Below are 16,948 nucleotides of genomic sequence, written 5' to 3'. Positions count from 1 at the left end.
CTTTATCCCAACCTTGCTAGCGATTGGTTATCATTAACTTGAGCGAAGCTACTTATGTCGTACTTAGAATAATGAAATATCCCTTACATACTCAATCTATGCCTGTTGTTGGGCATGAAGCTCAAAAACTCTTGAGTGCTATTGATCAAGGTGGGTATGTAGCTAATGATGCCGCACTAGCCACGTCCAAGCGTATCGCTGAACGTCGTAAAGCACGTAAAGGTTCCGCCCGTCATACGGTTAGCGAGTTAGTGGATGCCCAAAGACAGTAAATTTGCAGGTGTAGATTTTTCTGAAGCACAAATAAAGAAGATAAACTCTGTCCAGGAAATTATAGGTCAAGGTTTTCGCTGTCAGAGACGTGAGTTTGTCACATATTGGAAACAAGGCCGAGTTCAGCGTGAAGTAGAAGCCAGTATTTGCCAGTGCTGGATTATTAGACACAAATCTGATTTGGCTGGCTATATAACTCTTTTAGCAGACAAACTTCAAGTTGATACACAGCTACTAGCAGAAGAAGGAGTAAGATATCGCTCGTTTCCTGCAATCAAAATTGGTTTGTTAGCTGCCGATCAACGGGCAAAAGGGGCAGGCTCAGCATTAGTTGAATGGGCTTTAGAATACGTTGCGGTTGAGTTAGCAAGTGCAGTTGGTATCAGGTTTTTGACGGTTGACGCACTTTACGATGCCGATGTCGAGCCTCCCTATGACGCTTCCGGTTTTTATCAGAAGTTTGGCTTTCAATTCGTGAATCCTGATGAAACTGTATCGCCAGAAATTCCATACCGAACCATGTATTTCGATCTCAAGCCGTTAATCGATTTATCACTTGAATAGTTTTTATAAATCATTGCTATGCTTACCAATTTGGCAGTTCCGGCGTTGATGTCTCAGATTTTTGGTTCAGGAGCCTGGATGGGCAGATTTTGAGTGGGAGTTGGAATACACTGGCCTGGGTGAGGCGGAAATTTCCTGCCTTTATCTCTACAAGAAACCTAGACAAAAACTTGACATATGGGATAACGTTGCAAACTAGGTCAGGAAAATCACAAGCCAGAGCTTGGAGGATTGGGATTGACTGTAGCAGCAAAATATGAAGAAATGATTCAATCTCTGCCATGACAAGGTTTGCGATCGCTTTGGGAGAGCATTGAAAATCGTAGCACTCCAGAATGGGGATCAGGAAAAGCTTTTGAATACTTGGTTCTGCGAGCCTTTCAGCTTGATGGAGCAGATGTCAAGTATCCGTTCAGCGTCAGATTATTTGGGGAAGAGGTTGAACAAATTGATGGTGTAATTTACTGCTCAGGCTTATCCTGCTTAGTCGAGAGCAAAGACTTTGCTGATAAAGTCAACGTTGACATTACACCAATCGCTAAATTGCGCAATCAGCTGTTGCGTCGTCCTGAAAGCACGCTTGGCTTAGTCTTCAGTCGGACAGGATTTACTGATCCAGCCCGTCATCTCTCCTACTTTTCATTGCCTCAGACAATTCTACTTTGGAGTGGAGAAGAGCTAAGATATGCCTTAGAGCAAGAATCAATTTGCGAACTGCTTCAGCTTAAATATCGCGTATGCGTTGAAGATGGCCTACCTGACTATGATGTAAGAGAGCGAGGTATTCCATGACGACATATATTGTCTGTGAAGGGGCACGGGACGCACAATTATTGCAGCGGCTTCTGCCAGAAGAATTAGTTAGTAATGTTGAAATTGTTGCCGCGGGTGGTTTATCTGCTGTTAAGTCCTTAGCTCGTTCTTTAGTTGCTCGTCGACAGTCCCCTGTAGTGATCGTGGCAGATGCGGATACAACTATCCCCGAACAAGTTGAGCAACGATTAAAAGATACTGAAGAACTTGTTGGAAATATTGCTGTGAATGCGCCAGTTAAAGTAGTATTGGCTGTTCCTACTCTCGAAATCGTTTTTTTCCAAGACACATCCCTCCTTGCCGATCTACTGGGGTATTTTCCATCTGAAGACATACTTAGATTGGCAACCTACCAGCCTAAGCAAGCTTTAGAAAAATTAATTTCAAAATCTAAAAATTTTCAAAATCAATCTCAAATGGTTGAGAAACTCACAAATGAAGATATTAAAGTTCTGCGTAAAGCTTTAGTTATTCAAGATGTAATTGAGTTTCTTCAGTCTGTGCAGGAAACTGTAGGTGTCTTGTGATACTGCTTCATGACTAGTGATGCTTTCCCGATTGCCCCAGATATCCAACAGCAAATAGATAATGCTCGAAAAGTGGATGAAGTTCTAGAAAAAAGAGAACCTCGGGCAAAACTGGCCTGGTTTAACCCGGTTGATTACACAATCGAGATCGAGTTAAAAACTGGGGTAAGGGCATCCTTTCCGGTTCATTTGCTCTAGGGCTTACAAGGCGCGACTCTCGAACAATTAGCTGAAGTTGAAGTTTCTCCCTCTGGCTATGGCTTACATTGGGAATCCTTGGATGCTGATTTGGCAGTTCCGGCATTGATGTCTCAGATTTTTGGTTCCAGGGCCTGGATGGGAGAGTTAGAGAAAACGGGAAAATTATTTCAGGCCCTAAACGCCCATTCACCCAGGAAGCCCGTTGATTCACAATGAAAATCACCTAAATTCGACACTGTAACTACAATTTGCAACTACAATTGATTACTATAGCTGCCGTTTAGTTATGGAATATCAATGGGATGAAGCAAAACGTCTTACTAATCTTCGTAAGCATGGAATAGATTTTAGCGATGTTCCAGCCGTGTTTGATGGCGATATTCTCACAGTTGAGGATGATCGTTACAGCTATGGAGAGCAGCGTTTTGTTACATTCGGCTTGTCGCGAGGGCGAGTGATTGCCATTGTCTATACTGAATCTGAGGATTCTATCCGTATTATTTCTGCCAGAAAAGCGACCAAATATGAGCAACAAACCTACTTCGAGCAACTCTCAAACTAATTGGGAACGATTGGATGCAATGAACGATGAAGATATTGATTTATCAGATTGTCCAGAGATAACCCCAGAAATGTTTGCTCAGGCGATAGTGCGGCGGGGTTTACCTCTTACTAAAGCTAAGGCTCAAGTGACACTCCGAATTGATCGTGATGTGTTGGAGTGGTTTAAATCACAAGGTCGGGGCTATCAAACCCAGATTAATCAATTACTTCGAGCCTATATGGAGGCACATCATTAAATTTCATAGATCGCTTAGTTGCAATCCTTGGACGCTGATTTGGTAGTTTCAGTGTTGATGTTTGAGTTTTTTGGTTCCAGGGCCTGGCCTGGCAGAATTAGTAAGAATCGAAAAGTTAATACCCTCTCCCAAAACACCCGCAAAACTGAGCGCGAAAAGCTATACATCAGGCCATGTTTGCCAATTCAGGAAAACAGAAATAATGTAAAGAATCACGAAAAACCATTACGGAACATTGAGAAAACCAATTCCAAGTTAAGCTCTTAGGCAGTATCAAAGCCGATGTAACTTTCTCCAGGCCTGGATTTCAGCCATTTGAGATCATTAGGAGAAATCCATCGACCTGTTAAGTCTTTTTGCAGGATTGACCATTACCCTAAGCTGCTGACGTTCAATAAAATTAGTCGGGAATCAAGCCGTGGGTCGAGTCTATGCCAGTCACGTCACAACTCTGTCAACTCATTTTTGATTACTATCGGGAATCCCCAACGGATTTACTCCAGCTTCAGCCCTTAATGCATTGTCAAATCTCGCGGGCCTGGGGAACGCTACGGATCAATTGCCCCGATGCCCCCACCTTGGCCCACGTCAAGCAAATTTTCCCCCTTTGGCAAGACCCCCTCTCCCTACTGCGAGTCTCGAAAAAGGTCAAACTGCAAGTTAATGGCCAACTCGACTCCATTCTGCTCCTCAATGGCCTGCCCCTGACCAAGAATCTATAACACCCATCGGGGACCAAGCCCTTGACGCTAATATTTAATCCCGACTATTTTTATCGGGTATATTTGACAACGTTTTTGGCCTGGTGTTAGCATCAGGGCAATCTTGGAAGAGAGCTTCTCGCACCTATGACTGCAACCATCACCGCCCCCAGCCGCCAAGCCAACTTCACTGGACTTAAATGTAAGGAATGTGGAGCCGAATATGAAGCCCAGGCCATTCATGTTTGTGAATATTGTTTTGGCCCCTTAGAAGTTAAATATGACCTCAGCCAATTGGCTAAAACCGTCACTCGCCAAACCATTGAAGCGGGGCCCAATTCTATTTGGCGATACCGCAGCTTTTTACCGGTAGAAACGAATACCCCCATTGATGTGGGTACGGGCATGACTCCCCTGTTAAAAGCCAATCGGTTAGCGCGGCAATTGGGTCTGAAGCATCTCTACATCAAAAATGACGCGGTGAATATGCCCACCTTGAGCTTTAAGGATCGGGTCGTATCCGTTGCTCTAACTCGGGCCCAAGAACTCGGCTTCACGACGGTTTCCTGTGCTAGCACTGGCAATTTAGCCAACTCGACAGCAGCAATTGCGGCCCGGGCGGGGTTAGATTGTTGTGTGTTTATTCCCTCGGATTTGGAAGCAGGGAAAGTCCTAGGAACCCTGATCTATGGCCCCACGGTGATGGCGGTGCAGGGAAATTATGATCAGGTGAATCGGCTCTGCTCAGAAGTGGCGAATACCCACGGTTGGGGGTTTGTGAATATCAATTTGCGTCCCTACTATTCAGAAGGCTCCAAAACCCTTGGCTATGAAGTGATTGAGCAGTTGGGCTGGGAATTACCGGATCACATTGTGGCTCCCCTGGCTTCTGGCTCCCTGTTTACCAAGATTTATAAAGGCTTCCGGGAATTTGTTGAAGTTGGTTTAGTGGCCGATAAAGCGGTTCGCTGTAGTGGCGCCCAGGCCTTGGGATGTTCCCCGATTGCCTCTGCCTTTGGTGAAGGTCGCGACTTTATCAACCCGGTCAAACCCAGCACCATTGCCAAATCCATTGCGATCGGAAACCCTGCTGATGGCGTTTATGCCTTAGATATTGCGCGGAAGACCAATGGCAATATTGAGTCCGTCAATGATGATGAAATTATCGCCGGAATTAAGCTCTTAGCCGAAACCGAAGGCATCTTCACCGAAACCGCAGGCGGAACCACCGTTGCTGTCCTGAAAAAACTCGTGGAAGCGGGCAAAATTGACCCGGAAGAAAAAACCGTGATTTACATCACTGGCAATGGCCTGAAAACCCAAGAAGCGGTTCAAGGTTATATTGGTGAACCCCTGACCATTGAGCCAAAACTAGATGCCTTTGAACGGGCTTTAGAGCGGTCACGTACCCTAGAACGCTTAGAATGGCAGCCGGTTTTGGTTTAGGTTAAGTCTGAATTTTATTGATTGCATTGAGGTTTGACTAAAAAATGTCCGTTAAAGTTTTAATTCCCACACCCCTGCAAAAACTCACCCGCGACCAGGCCATGCTTGAGTGTCACGCCACCTCCATTAGTGAATTACTAGACTCCCTTGAGGAGGACTGCCCAGGAATTAAAGGGCGGCTCTGTGATGAATCCGGGCAACTGCGGCGGTTTATCAACTTCTATGTCAACAACGAAGATATTCGCTTCCTGGATGGCCCCCAAACTCCCCTCCAAGATGGCGATGAAGTCAGTATCATTCCGGCCATTGCAGGGGGTTAAGCCTCGTCACTGATTGAGTTATTTAGAAAAAATCAGCGCAAATTCAGCATGGCTTAACGGCTCAAACTGAGCAGGGCTCTTTGGCCTGGGAATCATTTCCGTAACTCGAGACTTACAAATTTTCATGGTGGGCAACAGACCTACAGACCCGGCCAGCAACGTGCAAAACTAGAAAAGGACATCCATCAGCAGGATAAAGGAAGGTGGGGATGAGTTTGCATCGGCTGTTGTATTTAAGTACCGGGCGGGCCGACTTAGCCTATCCAGATTTGCGGGACATTATGGCCAAGTCAGAAGTCAACAACGCGCGGGATGGGATCACCGGGATTCTTTGCTTTGGGAATAATCGCTTTGTCCAGGCCTTGGAAGGTGATCGGAAACAAATCAGTGAAACCTATGCCCGCATCTTGAATGATCCCCGCCATACGGATCCAGAGTTAGTAGAATTTGGGCCGATTGATTGCCGGGCTTTCACGAAATGGTCAATGCGTCTGATTCAGTGGGACATTAACGAACCCGCCACGATTCGGGAGATTCGGATGAAGTACTGCTCCGGTGCGTTGTTTGATCCCTCAACGATGAATGCTAAACAATGTTTGAGTTTGTTGATGGATATGCATGCGTTACAAGGTTAGTCAGGGGGATAGCGATCAAGGAGACTGAGGAGAATAAAATCATGGAACTGGCTCCCCTCTCGATTCCGGGCTTAACCAAGCTCCCCCAGCAAACCTGGCGCCAGGACTTTAAGTTCATTTTGGCTGAGTTTGTCAGTTTGACCCCGATTCAAGGCTGGATCACAGTGCAACATCAGAGTTCCTACTTACAGGTCGCCACTGAGGCCAAAACCATCATTAACCTGACCTGTGATCGGTGTTTGCAGCAGTATAACCAGCGAATTTTGTGCCAGGTGGAGGAATTAATTTGGTTGGAATCGGATGACTTAGAGGCAGGGATCGAAACAGGTAGCCAAGAACTGGATTTATTAGAACGTTTACCGGCCCAAGGTGACTTTGATCCCCAAGATTGGCTCTATCAGCAGCTCTGTTTGAGTTTGCCCCATCCCCAAATTTGCCAAGTCGATTGTCGGGGCCTGGAGGTGGAACTCTCGCCAACTTATGGACAATCTGACTTAACTGAACGACCAGAGCGAGTGGATCATCGCTGGGCTAGTTTAGCCGCCTTAAAGCAACAGTTAGAGCCTTAGGGTGAGGGATGGGATACAGATGGGATTTCGAGCAGATTTGGATTTACTCTTACGGGCCAGATACCCCCTATTGTTTATCCCCACAGGTGAAGAAGAACGCTTAGAAGCCATTCTCAAAGATTTGCAACCCCAACGAGCCGTGTATATTTGGGACTTTGTTGAGGGCTATCAAGGTAATCCCAATGATGCGGGCTTTGGGAAACGGAATCCACTCCAGGCCTTGGAATTTGTTGAAAAGCTCCCCACTGCGGCTGCGGCCATTTTGGTCTTACGGGATTTTCAGCGATTTTTAGAGGATGTGGCCATTTCTCGGAAACTACGGAACCTAGCCCGACTCTTGAAAGCGCAACCGAAAACCATCCTGATTATTTCTCCAAATGTCAATATTCCCGCCGACTTGGCCGATGCGATCACGGTGGTGGAGTTTCCCCTCCCCAAAGCCCATGAAATTGAAACCGAAATCCGTCATCTTTGGCAGCAACTCGGGCAAACCATCCCAGAAAAGGGCCTGGGTGCGCTAGTCCGGGCTTGTCAGGGGTTAACCTTGGAACGGATTCGCCGCGTCTTGGGCCAGGCCATTGCCAAAAATAATGCCTTGAGCCTGGAGGATGTGGACTTAATTCTGGCGGAAAAGCGACAAATTCTCCAGCAAACCCAGATTTTAGACTACTCCCCAGCCACAGAAACGTTGGCCGATATTGGCGGCCTGGAAAATCTCAAGGATTGGCTGTTGCGGCGGGGTGGCTCCTTTTCGGAACGGGCGCGACAGTATGGCTTACCTTATCCCCGCGGCTTGCTGCTAGTCGGAATTCAAGGCACAGGTAAATCCTTAACCGCGAAAGTGATTGCTCACCAATGGCAGTTACCCCTGTTGCGCTTGGATGTGGGGCGGCTGTTTGCGGGCCTGGTCGGAGAGTCGGAATCTCGCACCCGTCAAATGATCCAAATTGCCGAAGCTTTGGCCCCTTGTGTCCTTTGGATTGACGAAATTGATAAGGCCTTTATGGGGATGGATGGGCGGGGAGATGCCGGAACCAGTAGTCGCGTCTTTGGAACCTTTATTACTTGGATGGCGGAGAAAACATCCCCAGTGTTTGTAGTAGCTACAGCGAATAATATCCAGGCCCTCCCCCCAGAACTATTACGGAAAGGCCGCTTTGATGAGATTTTCTTCGTTGGGTTGCCTACCAGTGAAGAACGGGAAGCCATTTTCCACGTCCATCTGACCCGACTACGGCCCCAAACTATTCGCAATTACGATCTCCACCGTCTGGCCTATGAAACCCCTGATTTTTCCGGGGCGGAAATTGAACAATGTATTATCGAGGCGATGCACATTGGCTTTAGTCAGGAACGGGACTTCACCACTGAAGATATTTTGACCGCCGCTAGTGAAATGGTTCCCCTTGCCCGCACAGCCTCAGAACAAGTTCATCATCTCCAGGCCTGGGCCGCGGCCGGTAAAGCGAGATCTGCCTCCCGCTATGGCTTGGGGTTGCCGAAATCTCAGCCAGATTAAGGGGTCTCATTTGGCCCAAAGCAGCCGTCATGGACATGGGTAGGGTTGGGAAAGTTTTAATTGAGCATCAAATGGGCCAGTTCCTATAATGAGGCTAATGCTGTTGGGAGTTCTCAAGACTGTGCATCCACCATCTTCAACTACGCCGACAATTCCCTTGCCTTCCCACATCCACTATGAATTATTACTCAAGCTTTTAGAACAACAGTCTCTCCCCAGTTTGCCCCCCGGCAGCCCCAGCTATACCCAAGTTCAGCAGATTATCATTCAGTTACGGAAGGCTTTCGCTGTCCAGAAAAATCTTGAGCATGAATGTGAACAAATCGGCTGGGGCGTGGAGTATCGCTGGTCATTAACCCAACCCACGGGGCGAGCCTCATAAATCCTCAGATCATCTTGTGTCGCTGTTCACCCTTAACACATTGGCCCGTATTCCTTAAGCTGCTCCTAACCTGGAATGGCCTAGATTGGGGGGATATTGGGAGCAAGTCAATTTGCAGGCTGCTTGGTTTTGATTCTCAGTTCTTGTTGGGAATGGGCAGCGTTTTGAAACCTCAGGTTTTTTGGGTGTGGAGGAGTAAGGATGATTGGGATTAGGCAAGCTGGATTGAGTGTTGAACGTCTGACAGTCCCAGTTAAAAATTTGCCCCAGGCCTGGGCAGGAGTGACCATTGCCCAACTCTCGGACTTACATTTTGATGGGGAAAGCCTATCGAGTCAGTTTCTCCAAGCCACCCTTGCCGTGATCAACCAGGCCGAGCCAGATTTAATTTGCCTAACTGGGGACTATGTGACGGACAATCCAGAGCCGATCCATGAACTTAGCCACCATTTGCACCAGTTACAGGCCCGCTTGGGGGTTTACGCCTGTTTGGGCAACCATGATGTGTATTACCCTGAATCCCAAGCAATTGTCACCCAGGCCCTCGAAAATGTGGGCATCCAAGTCCTATGGGATAAAATTGCCTATCCCTTGGGGCCTGGCCTGGCAGTGGTGGGGTTACGGGATTTTTGGAGTTTTCAATTTAATCCAGGTTTGCTCTTAGATGGGTTACCGCCAGACTTGCCACGGCTTGTCCTTTCCCATAATCCTGATAGTGCCAAGGTCTTACAAAACTGGCGGGTGGATTTACAACTCTCTGGGCATACTCACGGGGGGCAAGTGGTGATTCCCAATCTGGGGCCGCTGGTGGCCTGGTTAAAACCCTTAAGAAAAAAACTCCCAAAACTTTGGCGACCCACCTTTAGTGCCATGACCAAGGGGAGTGAGCGGACGGTGCAGTATTGGCAATGGGCTGAGGGCTTACATCAGGTCGGGACAAATTGGCTCTATGTGAATCGGGGCCTGGGTTCCTATTGGCCAGGGCGATGGAACTGTCCCCCGGAAGTGACTCTGATTACCTTAGTTGCTGCCCCTCAAACTGAGCCAGTTTTAGCCTCTGTCCCTGAACGTCTGCAATCCGTTCCCACCTGTGTGTGAATCGCTGAGTTTAAGGTACGGTCAAGGGAATTAGGTGATGCTCTGGAAAATATTCGAGATAACTTCCCTGATTTGCAAGGAGAACCACCAACTGTAACTGCCAATCGGGATGGATATTGGGGAGATTTTGCCAGGGGACAGCTACCTCTAAGCAGCTTTCTAGGGCATAGGTAATGCTATGGGCCTGGGGCTGCCATTGGGAGTTGGGCATGGCTTCTTGAAAAATAATTTTTCCAATCCCTAAATTCAAGCAGACATGATGGTGGAAAAGATAATTGAGGGGGGCCTGGTTCGGTAAATCTGCCAAGGGAATGGGGCTATTGTGCATGGTTTGATGGGGGTAAAACCAGAGGAAATGGAGTTCTTGACAGTCCCCTGTTCCCAAGGCTTGCCCGGCCTGGAGATCAAAGCGAAGATAAAAATTCAGGTGATCCACCCCATACCAAAGTCGCTGCACGGGACTGCTTCGGTGCATGGTTCCCCGCGCGCCCCCCACACTAATTCGGCCGGCATGGTTCCAGTCCTGCTCATTGCCATACCCATCAATCACGGGATGGATAAAACCTTGGGGCGGATAATCGGCCGTGGGGGTATGTTGCTCAAGGGGATGTCGGAGAATATCAGGAATGGGTTTACCGAGGGCCTGGTAAAGGGCGGCTAAATGCTCCCGAAACAGTTGGTCAAACATGGCATCCTGATTCGAGGAATGGCCTTCCCCAAACCACCAAAACCAGTCGGAACCTTCGGCGGCATAGAGGGCTTCCCAGGCCCCAGGGTTAGTTTTTTCAGTGGCTTCTGGGTGCTGGGCCAAGGTGTCACGGGCGGCTTTGAGGAGATTCCAGGCCTTGTTTTTAATTGGCTCCCCAATCCAGGTGGTAAAGTTGCCATCAATCCAAGAACCACTGTGGAGGGCCTGGACAGGAATGGTTTCACGGGGGGGAAATTGGTTCAGGTATTCACTGACGGTGACTAATTTAATGTCTTGGCGGGCATTGAGCCGGGAATAAAGGGCCTCTAAAAAGGGTAAGCCATCTTCCCGATAAAACTCCCAACAGTTTTCCCCGTCTAAGGCAATGGTCACCAGCCAGGGTTGCGCTAGGGCGGTGTTTGGCGCGTCTTGATGATTCTGAAGGCGAGCTGCAATTGCATCTAGATGCTTAATTAAATCCTGGGCAGCCACATCCGGCTCCATCGAACTATAGGTGAAGCCAATCAAATCCGAGAGGCGATGATCTCGAAAGACAATGGCTAAGTCACCGGACTCGGTTTCGAGGCGATAGGGCTGATAGAGAACCTCCGGGGCAATCACATTTCCGGCTTCATCCCGATGGAAAAAGTGATGTTTTGTCCAACCCAAGACCGCTTCATCGGAGCACAGCCAATTAAAGCCATGTTCAGCCACCGTGGGTAAAATCGCCGGACTGACGGATTGCTCAGAGGGCCAGAGGCCACGAGGTTTACAGTCAAAGGTTTGTTCATAGAAATGGACGGCCCGACTTAAATGCCGCCGGACATCTTCGGGATATTGAAACCGGGCCTGGGGTAAGGCCATTTGGGGCACTGCAACGCGACCGGCATGGGTATCCGCTAAAAGGGGCAAAATTGGATGGGTGTAGGGAGTTGTCGTAATTTCAATCTGCCCCGCCAATTGCATCTTTTTATGTTGCGGGATGATCTCGCTCAAGATTTGCCGTTGTTTTGCAATCATCCGTTGACGATCACTCAAACTAAAGTTCCGGCCTTGATCAAACCACTGGACAATTTCTGGTTCATCCCAAAAGAGCGGATCAATCCAGGCCAGGTTATGCCAAGCTAATAAGTCACTGTAATCCTGAGGAGTCCAATGCTCCCAACACCAGGCCGGGCCATGGGTTTGTCGTTGTTGATAGAGTTCATCATAGCGGGGATGGGGGGTAATCATTGTCCGCTGGTGGGCATCAAAAAAATGCTCAATGATAAACCAGCGCTGCTGTTCGCTCAGATTTTCCTCTGGGGTAAGGGCAGCAGTCAAGTAGGGGTCTAAAGCCGTTCCAGCCACATAATCCTGAATTTGCAGAATCAGAGACGGCACCAAATTAACCGTTTGATGCAACTTCGGATAACGGGAGAGAATCAGAATCAGATCCAGGTAATCTTTAGTTCCATGGAGTCTGACCCAAGGCAAGAGGTAACGCCCACTAATCCGGCTTTTGTAGAGGGGTTGGTGTTGATGCCAAATAAAGGCAACGTAGAGCGGGTGACTCACAGGATAGTCCTGGCACGACTTCTTAGTATCTCAAGGGGCACTGGAGCCTGGCAATGAATTGGGGCAGGGCTTCACATCCCGAAATATTTTTCAATAAATAGTTTTTGATAATTCTCTCCAGGCCTGGGTTCTTCGGATATTTCTCTGCCCCACAGAAAGCTGATTCTGAATCCCGAACTTAGAAAACAGAACAATTCCGAACCATATTAGCCTGAAGAAAGTGATTGCTTAGGGGAAATGTTCAGGTGTCAATGGTATCAAAATCACTCTTGGCTCGCTTAGACCGACTCATCCACGCCCCCCGGACTGAATTGGCTTTGGTGGCTTTAATTTTAATCACAGCTATCTTGGTCGTTTATCAAGTCGTCAGCAGCAGACAAGGTCAGCCGATGGCCCCGCTTGTGATTCTTGAGCTAGTTATTCGCCTGACATTTATTGCTGAACTGGTGACGCGCTACTTCATCGCCCGCAAGAAACAACGCTTTTTCCGCCATTACTGGTTAGACTTGATCGCAATTTTACCAATTCCCCCAGGCCTGGGCCTCTGGCAACTGCTACCCCTTTTACGCTTGCCGCGGGCCGCTACCCTGATTAACCGCAATCTGAATCAATTTTCCCCTTGGGCTGCAGCAACTTACCGTTTGCAGATTACGGCCCTCCTGTTAACGGCTCTGATTATTGTGGCGGGGGGCCTGGCAATCTTTATGCTAGAAGGCCACAAGAATCAAGATTTTGCCTCCATCGAGGACTCGTTGTGGTGGAGCTTTTTTTCACTAATTTCAGCGGAACCAATTGGGGGGGATGCACGAACTAGGGCTGGGCGGTTTGTGACAGTTATTGTAATTTTAGGGGGCTTAACTCTCTTTGCAGTTTTTACGGGGATTGTTTCTGCGGTCATTGTCAGACGTTTTCAATCAGGAGTGGGACTGAAAAGCATGGATTTAGACGAACTCAGGGAGCATATTATTATCTGTGGCTGGAATCGCAGTTTACCTTTGGTGCTCCAAGAACTCCAGGCCGATCCTGATATGTATCTTTGTCCGATTGTCATTGTTGCCGAACTCTCTGAACTTCCAGAACTGGAGTTGCGACATATCAATCAAAACCATATTTTTTTCTATAGTGGCGATTATACCAGAATTGATGTTCTGGAAAAAGTAGAGATATATCACGCCTCTCGGGCCATTCTCCTGGCCGATTCTTCTTTACCCCGCAGTGATCAAGATCGAGATGCCCGCACCGTTCTGGCTGCCTTAACGATTGAAAAACTCAAACCCGGCATCTACACCTGTGCCCAACTGCTTGACCGCAACAATAATGTTCAACTACAAATTGCGGGTGTCGAAGATATTGTCGTTGCCGATGAAATGACTGGGCATTTAATTAGTAGCGCAGTTCGCAACTTGGGGGGCATGAATGTGATTTCTGAGCTATTAACGGTACAAGTTGGGAATCAAATTTATCGTCTGAATGTACCCAAAGACTTAATGCAAGCGACTTTTTGGCAAGCCCATGAATATCTGAAATTTCGCTATGATGCCCTCTTGATTGCCGTTGAGACCCTCAATGGTATCAAAGGGAAGCAAACCCTGATAAATCCACCGCCAGAGCATCTTCTCCAGGCCAGCGACTATCTAATTGTGATTGCCCGCCAAGCCCCGCGTTTGTCGGTTTAGGTCATCTTAGTCTTCCTTGAAAGTGGGTTTTATAGTGAAAGATTAAATTTGCTAAAAAGTGATTATTTTATTTTTGCAAATTGAAAACTATTTTATGGCAATGAACTGTTGCTAGCCTAAGGGCTTGGCCGTAAGTTGCTAGGGGAAGTAGGCATTTCCACACTCCCCATCGCCAACACTGTATCGTCCACCAACTCTTGTAATTAGGTCAACGCTATAAAAATAGGATATAAGGCTTGAAATAATTCCACATCCCGTCACATCTTCCCTAAGTCAAAGGAGCAGGGTAAGAAATCTGAATTTTGCAATGCTACTTCTAAGGCTTTACTGACAAACGCCCGACTTTTATCTCCCATTTTCGGTAAGGAGATGCGTTCCTCTGGGGTTAAATCTAATAAAAACGGTAGCTTTTCTTTAATGGTGATGATGGCAGGGTGGATTGCGTCTCGGTCGGACTAGGCTTGATTAAGCAGCGTTATAGCCTTATCTCAATATGTGGATACTCTCGAATTTTCCTGTCCACTGTTACAATTGGGCAGTTGTGAACCCTGGCTGTTGTAACAATGATTGGATCAGCAGGATCTCGATGAAAAGCTCCCAATAATTGAGTTGCTTCTTTGTCTCAACATAAATATTCACGCCACCGCCTCACGTTCAAGCCTCCCTCCCACTGATACAGCATAAAGCCCTGACTCAATTAACCAGTGTTGAGTAGTATCAATTTTCTCAGGTAGCTGATCGGAATAGATGATCTCTCCAAGCCAAGATGCAATGATAAGCTCTAAACTAGCTTCACTAATTTGATCAGCCGTTACTCCTGCCCGGTCAAAGTAGGGTTGAAAAATTGGGGATGCATCAATCGTGTAGGTAGGCTCTCTCGGCTCTAAATCAGCCTCAGCATTAGACCATAGGTAGAATTTATCTGGAAAAACCATCAAAAAATACTGAGCATTTGGAAAAGTTCCATGTGACAAAATATTTCGACGTAGCTTTGCTGCCCACTCTGGGGATACATTAATTTTGCGTTTGACTTCAACAACAAGAACCCGTTGACCGTTACGATTATTAACTGATAAGTCCCAACGAAAATTTTGTGTCATCACCATAATTAGTTCGCCTGCAAATCTTCTACTTACTATAATGATTGCCCCTGTTTCAATCCTAACCTCCCTATCGCTTCCAAACTTAAGCCTTTGCTACAATTAAGTCAAAATTGTGCCGCCCAAAAGTTGTCGGTGTCGGGTATCAAGTTCTGCCAACAACAGCGGCCAGGCCATGGGATGAGTGGATTGGGGCGGATGACCGATTATGATTGGGTTGACATCTGAAACCGCTGTAATTACCAGGCCCCGACTTGGCATTGATCTGTTTCTCGACTACGGCGCAGAGCTTCTTCTAACATCGTAAAGGCCAGGCCTGGTGACATAGTTCGCCTCTGTACTTGATTGATTCAGCATTGAGCTATATCTTTGCTTTTATCAGTGGGGTTAAGTCGGAGTAAGTAATATTTACATCATCATCAAAATTTTAATTCCATCTTCTGTAACACGGTTTTTTTGATCGCCTAAACTGTATCCGTATTTGTCTGGATTGAGATAATTGGCTTTTTCCACCTTAGCTTCTCAACTGCTTTATCTAGAGGCGTACCGGCAATGGAATTTGTATAGTTGCTCATGGTCTTGACTGCAATTCCTAAAATAACCTCAAGTGCGTGTTGATTAGAATAACCTGCTGCAAAAAAGGCCTTTAGCTCGGCTTCAACTATCTTTCCTCGATTTAAGATTAAGGACTTAGTAAACTGCCGCAATACTTCAAGCCTTGGGTCTTCCAATTTTTCTCCCTGTCTTAATGCCTGGATCTCGTTTGGAGCCATACCTGCAATTTGTGCCAGTTTCGTGTGCCAGGGAACGCAGTACTCACATTGGTTCTCAAAGTTTGCAGTTTGATAAACAACCTGGCGTTCGATCGGTGATAATGACGTAGTGTCAAATAGCTCCCAAAGGTGAACATAGCCTTCAAGCAAGGCAGGTGACTCAGCCATAACCCTTTCTAGGTTGGGAATCATACCAAGATTTTTCTTGGCTTGTTCCAGAAGTGGCTTGGAAATCTCTGGTGCAGTCGCTTCGGTGTGAACTTGGAACATTGTTATCTTTTAATATTTCTGTGTGTTGTATTTCGTTAGTCAAGATAACCGAATACTAGTTGCACTTCAAGCAGGTACTTTTTAGTAGTGTAGATACTTTTTAGTTACAAATATGGAACTATCAGTAAAAACCGGTTCGGAAAATTCTTCCAACTTCACGAGCGACTTAATTGCAATGTTTGAGGATTGCCTTGGATGCAAGTGGACAATACATCTGTTGACGCAAATTAGTCTGGGAATTAACCGTCCGAGTGCATTGGTAAAAACCCAAAAGGGATTAACACCAAAAGTACTGAATGAATGTTTGACTCGATTGGTTCAATTTGGCATTGTCGAGAAACTAACCTATCCAGAACTTCCGCCTCGGGTTGAATATTATTTAACTCCTTTTGGCCAGGATTTTGTTGAGATTCTGGATCGGATTGAAGTCTTACAGGATAAAGCAAAAATGGCCAGGGATCACTCTACTAATCACTCTAAACCGCTGTAATAACCAGGCCCCGACTTGGGATTGATCCATAAGTTTATCCGTTCACTACACTGTGGTGTTAGGCTGCTGGCGTTGGGTAATCTGCATCAAAAGGCGTAATGCTTCATTCACGGCGGCATCATTGGGGAAGGCTTGAGCAACATCGGCATCCAGCAGCACTAAGTTTGTCCCTTTGCGGTATCGCTCAACATACTTACCTCGAATACCCCCCTGCATTTGGGCAAAATTGTACTCAGGACGTAATTCATCTTCCATTTCACTCTTAACTTCCTTCTTCATAAAACCTCTTTTCCTGTCGGCTTGCTATTCGGGCACTAATAATTCGGACTTTATTAGCTCGGTCAGTATGTGAAACGATCAAAACTTGCCCAAACCTCGATAGACCAATGATAACGTAGCGGCTTTCTCCAATGGAATGATCAGGATCAGGGAAGGTTACAGATAGAGGGTCGTTAAATACAGTTGCAGCCTCCTGAAAAGAAACACCATGCTTTTGAAGATTGGATTGTGCTTTTTCTGGGCTCCATTCAAATTCTATCATTATGA

23 protein-coding genes and 1 pseudogene are annotated in these 16,948 nt (G+C 46.8%); 18 read left to right on the top strand and 6 right to left on the bottom strand.

From position 1 onward, the window contains the following. The first annotated feature begins 38 nt into the window (after positions 1 to 38). The 16 genes and pseudogenes from SYN6312_RS04950 to SYN6312_RS04880 all read left to right on the top strand — a co-directional run bounded on the left by SYN6312_RS04950 (position 39) and on the right by SYN6312_RS04880 (position 9,848). Complete coding sequence (locus tag SYN6312_RS04950) at positions 39 to 272, top strand: hypothetical protein (RefSeq protein ID WP_253276419.1); 234 nt, start codon at positions 39 to 41, stop codon at positions 270 to 272. Further along, the gene (locus SYN6312_RS04945; RefSeq protein WP_015123764.1) at positions 256 to 837 is read left to right on the top strand and encodes a GNAT family N-acetyltransferase; all 582 of its coding nucleotides are present in this window, start codon (positions 256 to 258) and stop codon (positions 835 to 837) included. The genes SYN6312_RS04950 and SYN6312_RS04945 overlap by 17 nt, the downstream gene beginning before the upstream one ends. A 291-nt stretch (positions 838 to 1,128) precedes the next feature. After that, positions 1,129 to 1,629: a restriction endonuclease gene (locus tag SYN6312_RS04940; protein ID WP_156804738.1), complete on the top strand. Its 501-nt coding sequence runs from the start codon at positions 1,129 to 1,131 to the stop codon at positions 1,627 to 1,629. Next, positions 1,626 to 2,177 (top strand): hypothetical protein, encoded by a 552-nt coding sequence (locus tag SYN6312_RS04935; protein ID WP_015123763.1) that lies wholly within the window; start codon positions 1,626 to 1,628, stop codon positions 2,175 to 2,177. Before SYN6312_RS04940 ends, SYN6312_RS04935 begins: the two co-directional genes overlap by 4 nt. A gap of 9 nt (positions 2,178 to 2,186) precedes the next feature. Further along, positions 2,187 to 2,375 carry a hypothetical protein gene (locus tag SYN6312_RS20315; RefSeq protein WP_015123762.1) on the top strand — a complete coding sequence of 63 codons (189 nt, stop codon included), beginning with the start codon at positions 2,187 to 2,189 and terminating at the stop codon, positions 2,373 to 2,375. A gap of 15 nt (positions 2,376 to 2,390) precedes the next feature. Beyond that, positions 2,391 to 2,594, top strand: a pseudogene (locus SYN6312_RS20940) (DUF2442 domain-containing protein); the annotation flags it as partial. A 70-nt stretch (positions 2,595 to 2,664) separates the two neighbouring features. After that, a complete protein-coding gene (locus SYN6312_RS04925; protein WP_015123761.1) occupies positions 2,665 to 2,940 on the top strand; it encodes a BrnT family toxin in 276 nt (91 codons plus the stop codon). Between the two features lie 19 nt (positions 2,941 to 2,959). Next, positions 2,960 to 3,178, top strand: coding sequence for a BrnA antitoxin family protein (locus tag SYN6312_RS04920; protein WP_253276418.1), 219 nt, complete (start codon positions 2,960 to 2,962; stop codon positions 3,176 to 3,178). 431 nt (positions 3,179 to 3,609) lie between these two features. Further along, a complete protein-coding gene (locus SYN6312_RS04915; RefSeq protein ID WP_015123759.1) occupies positions 3,610 to 3,900 on the top strand; it encodes a hypothetical protein in 291 nt (96 codons plus the stop codon). Between the two features lie 126 nt (positions 3,901 to 4,026). Next, a complete protein-coding gene (gene thrC, locus SYN6312_RS04910) occupies positions 4,027 to 5,325 on the top strand; it encodes a threonine synthase (RefSeq protein ID WP_015123758.1) in 1,299 nt (432 codons plus the stop codon). A 44-nt stretch (positions 5,326 to 5,369) separates the two neighbouring features. Continuing rightward, positions 5,370 to 5,645, top strand: a complete 276-nt coding sequence (locus SYN6312_RS04905) for a MoaD/ThiS family protein (protein WP_015123757.1) — start codon at positions 5,370 to 5,372, stop codon at positions 5,643 to 5,645. A gap of 209 nt (positions 5,646 to 5,854) precedes the next feature. Further along, positions 5,855 to 6,280: a BLUF domain-containing protein gene (locus SYN6312_RS04900; protein WP_015123756.1), complete on the top strand. Its 426-nt coding sequence runs from the start codon at positions 5,855 to 5,857 to the stop codon at positions 6,278 to 6,280. A 41-nt stretch (positions 6,281 to 6,321) separates the two neighbouring features. After that, entirely contained in the window at positions 6,322 to 6,849 is a 528-nt protein-coding gene (locus tag SYN6312_RS04895; RefSeq protein WP_015123755.1) for a DUF177 domain-containing protein, read from the top strand. A 19-nt stretch (positions 6,850 to 6,868) separates the two neighbouring features. Continuing rightward, positions 6,869 to 8,368 (top strand): AAA family ATPase, encoded by a 1,500-nt coding sequence (locus SYN6312_RS04890; protein WP_015123754.1) that lies wholly within the window; start codon positions 6,869 to 6,871, stop codon positions 8,366 to 8,368. 121 nt (positions 8,369 to 8,489) lie between these two features. Continuing rightward, positions 8,490 to 8,750, top strand: a complete 261-nt coding sequence (locus tag SYN6312_RS04885; RefSeq protein ID WP_253276417.1) for a DUF5340 domain-containing protein — start codon at positions 8,490 to 8,492, stop codon at positions 8,748 to 8,750. 201 nt (positions 8,751 to 8,951) lie between these two features. After that, entirely contained in the window at positions 8,952 to 9,848 is an 897-nt protein-coding gene (locus SYN6312_RS04880) for a metallophosphoesterase (RefSeq protein ID WP_015123752.1), read from the top strand. A gap of 10 nt (positions 9,849 to 9,858) precedes the next feature. Here the strand turns inward: SYN6312_RS04880 and SYN6312_RS04875 are convergent, their stop codons facing one another. Next, positions 9,859 to 12,093 carry an alpha-amylase/alpha-mannosidase gene (locus tag SYN6312_RS04875; RefSeq protein ID WP_015123751.1) on the bottom strand — a complete coding sequence of 745 codons (2,235 nt, stop codon included), beginning with the start codon at positions 12,091 to 12,093 and terminating at the stop codon, positions 9,859 to 9,861. A 251-nt stretch (positions 12,094 to 12,344) separates the two neighbouring features. On the opposite strand from SYN6312_RS04875, the gene SYN6312_RS04870 reads away from it, so the two are divergent. Beyond that, the gene (locus tag SYN6312_RS04870) at positions 12,345 to 13,769 is read left to right on the top strand and encodes an ion transporter (protein ID WP_015123750.1); all 1,425 of its coding nucleotides are present in this window, start codon (positions 12,345 to 12,347) and stop codon (positions 13,767 to 13,769) included. Between the two features lie 635 nt (positions 13,770 to 14,404). Here the strand turns inward: SYN6312_RS04870 and SYN6312_RS04865 are convergent. The 3 genes from SYN6312_RS04865 to SYN6312_RS04860 all read right to left on the bottom strand — a co-directional run bounded on the left by SYN6312_RS04865 (position 14,405) and on the right by SYN6312_RS04860 (position 15,912). Further along, a complete protein-coding gene (locus tag SYN6312_RS04865; protein WP_015123749.1) occupies positions 14,405 to 14,875 on the bottom strand; it encodes a hypothetical protein in 471 nt (156 codons plus the stop codon). Between the two features lie 96 nt (positions 14,876 to 14,971). Then, positions 14,972 to 15,130 carry a hypothetical protein gene (locus SYN6312_RS19680; RefSeq protein ID WP_156804737.1) on the bottom strand — a complete coding sequence of 53 codons (159 nt, stop codon included), beginning with the start codon at positions 15,128 to 15,130 and terminating at the stop codon, positions 14,972 to 14,974. 203 nt (positions 15,131 to 15,333) lie between these two features. Further along, complete coding sequence (locus SYN6312_RS04860; protein ID WP_015123748.1) at positions 15,334 to 15,912, bottom strand: carboxymuconolactone decarboxylase family protein; 579 nt, start codon at positions 15,910 to 15,912, stop codon at positions 15,334 to 15,336. 112 nt (positions 15,913 to 16,024) lie between these two features. On the opposite strand from SYN6312_RS04860, the gene SYN6312_RS04855 reads away from it, so the two are divergent. Further along, the gene (locus tag SYN6312_RS04855) at positions 16,025 to 16,402 is read left to right on the top strand and encodes a helix-turn-helix domain-containing protein (RefSeq protein ID WP_015123747.1); all 378 of its coding nucleotides are present in this window, start codon (positions 16,025 to 16,027) and stop codon (positions 16,400 to 16,402) included. 45 nt (positions 16,403 to 16,447) lie between these two features. Here the strand turns inward: SYN6312_RS04855 and SYN6312_RS04850 are convergent, their stop codons facing one another. Together SYN6312_RS04850 and SYN6312_RS04845 are read right to left on the bottom strand one after the other, a co-directional pair. Continuing rightward, positions 16,448 to 16,681: a hypothetical protein gene (locus tag SYN6312_RS04850; protein WP_015123746.1), complete on the bottom strand. Its 234-nt coding sequence runs from the start codon at positions 16,679 to 16,681 to the stop codon at positions 16,448 to 16,450. Next, complete coding sequence (locus SYN6312_RS04845) at positions 16,665 to 16,943, bottom strand: BrnT family toxin (RefSeq protein ID WP_015123745.1); 279 nt, start codon at positions 16,941 to 16,943, stop codon at positions 16,665 to 16,667. The genes SYN6312_RS04850 and SYN6312_RS04845 overlap by 17 nt, the downstream gene beginning before the upstream one ends. Positions 16,944 to 16,948 lie beyond the last annotated feature (5 nt).

The sequence above is a fragment of the Synechococcus sp. PCC 6312 genome (genome assembly GCF_000316685.1).
In the GTDB taxonomy this organism is placed as follows: domain Bacteria; phylum Cyanobacteriota; class Cyanobacteriia; order Thermosynechococcales; family Thermosynechococcaceae; genus Pseudocalidococcus.
This window is presented reverse-complemented; position numbering and strand designations above follow the sequence as displayed.

Coding starts and splice junctions, on each gene's coding strand:
- SYN6312_RS04945 (WP_015123764.1), top strand. CDS start 256: ATGCCCAAAGACAGTAAATTTGCAGGTGTAGATTTTTCTGAAGCACAA.
- SYN6312_RS04935 (WP_015123763.1), top strand. CDS start 1,626: ATGACGACATATATTGTCTGTGAAGGGGCACGGGACGCACAATTATTG.
- SYN6312_RS20315 (WP_015123762.1), top strand. CDS start 2,187: ATGACTAGTGATGCTTTCCCGATTGCCCCAGATATCCAACAGCAAATA.
- SYN6312_RS04925 (WP_015123761.1), top strand. CDS start 2,665: ATGGAATATCAATGGGATGAAGCAAAACGTCTTACTAATCTTCGTAAG.
- SYN6312_RS04920 (WP_253276418.1), top strand. CDS start 2,960: ATGAACGATGAAGATATTGATTTATCAGATTGTCCAGAGATAACCCCA.
- SYN6312_RS04915 (WP_015123759.1), top strand. CDS start 3,610: ATGCCAGTCACGTCACAACTCTGTCAACTCATTTTTGATTACTATCGG.
- thrC (WP_015123758.1), top strand. CDS start 4,027: ATGACTGCAACCATCACCGCCCCCAGCCGCCAAGCCAACTTCACTGGA.
- SYN6312_RS04905 (WP_015123757.1), top strand. CDS start 5,370: ATGTCCGTTAAAGTTTTAATTCCCACACCCCTGCAAAAACTCACCCGC.
- SYN6312_RS04900 (WP_015123756.1), top strand. CDS start 5,855: ATGAGTTTGCATCGGCTGTTGTATTTAAGTACCGGGCGGGCCGACTTA.
- SYN6312_RS04895 (WP_015123755.1), top strand. CDS start 6,322: ATGGAACTGGCTCCCCTCTCGATTCCGGGCTTAACCAAGCTCCCCCAG.
- SYN6312_RS04890 (WP_015123754.1), top strand. CDS start 6,869: ATGGGATTTCGAGCAGATTTGGATTTACTCTTACGGGCCAGATACCCC.
- SYN6312_RS04880 (WP_015123752.1), top strand. CDS start 8,952: ATGATTGGGATTAGGCAAGCTGGATTGAGTGTTGAACGTCTGACAGTC.
- SYN6312_RS04870 (WP_015123750.1), top strand. CDS start 12,345: ATGGTATCAAAATCACTCTTGGCTCGCTTAGACCGACTCATCCACGCC.
- SYN6312_RS04865 (WP_015123749.1), bottom strand. CDS start 14,875: ATGGTGATGACACAAAATTTTCGTTGGGACTTATCAGTTAATAATCGT.
- SYN6312_RS19680 (WP_156804737.1), bottom strand. CDS start 15,130: ATGCCAAGTCGGGGCCTGGTAATTACAGCGGTTTCAGATGTCAACCCA.
- SYN6312_RS04860 (WP_015123748.1), bottom strand. CDS start 15,912: ATGTTCCAAGTTCACACCGAAGCGACTGCACCAGAGATTTCCAAGCCA.
- SYN6312_RS04855 (WP_015123747.1), top strand. CDS start 16,025: ATGGAACTATCAGTAAAAACCGGTTCGGAAAATTCTTCCAACTTCACG.
- SYN6312_RS04850 (WP_015123746.1), bottom strand. CDS start 16,681: ATGAAGAAGGAAGTTAAGAGTGAAATGGAAGATGAATTACGTCCTGAG.
- SYN6312_RS04845 (WP_015123745.1), bottom strand. CDS start 16,943: ATGATAGAATTTGAATGGAGCCCAGAAAAAGCACAATCCAATCTTCAA.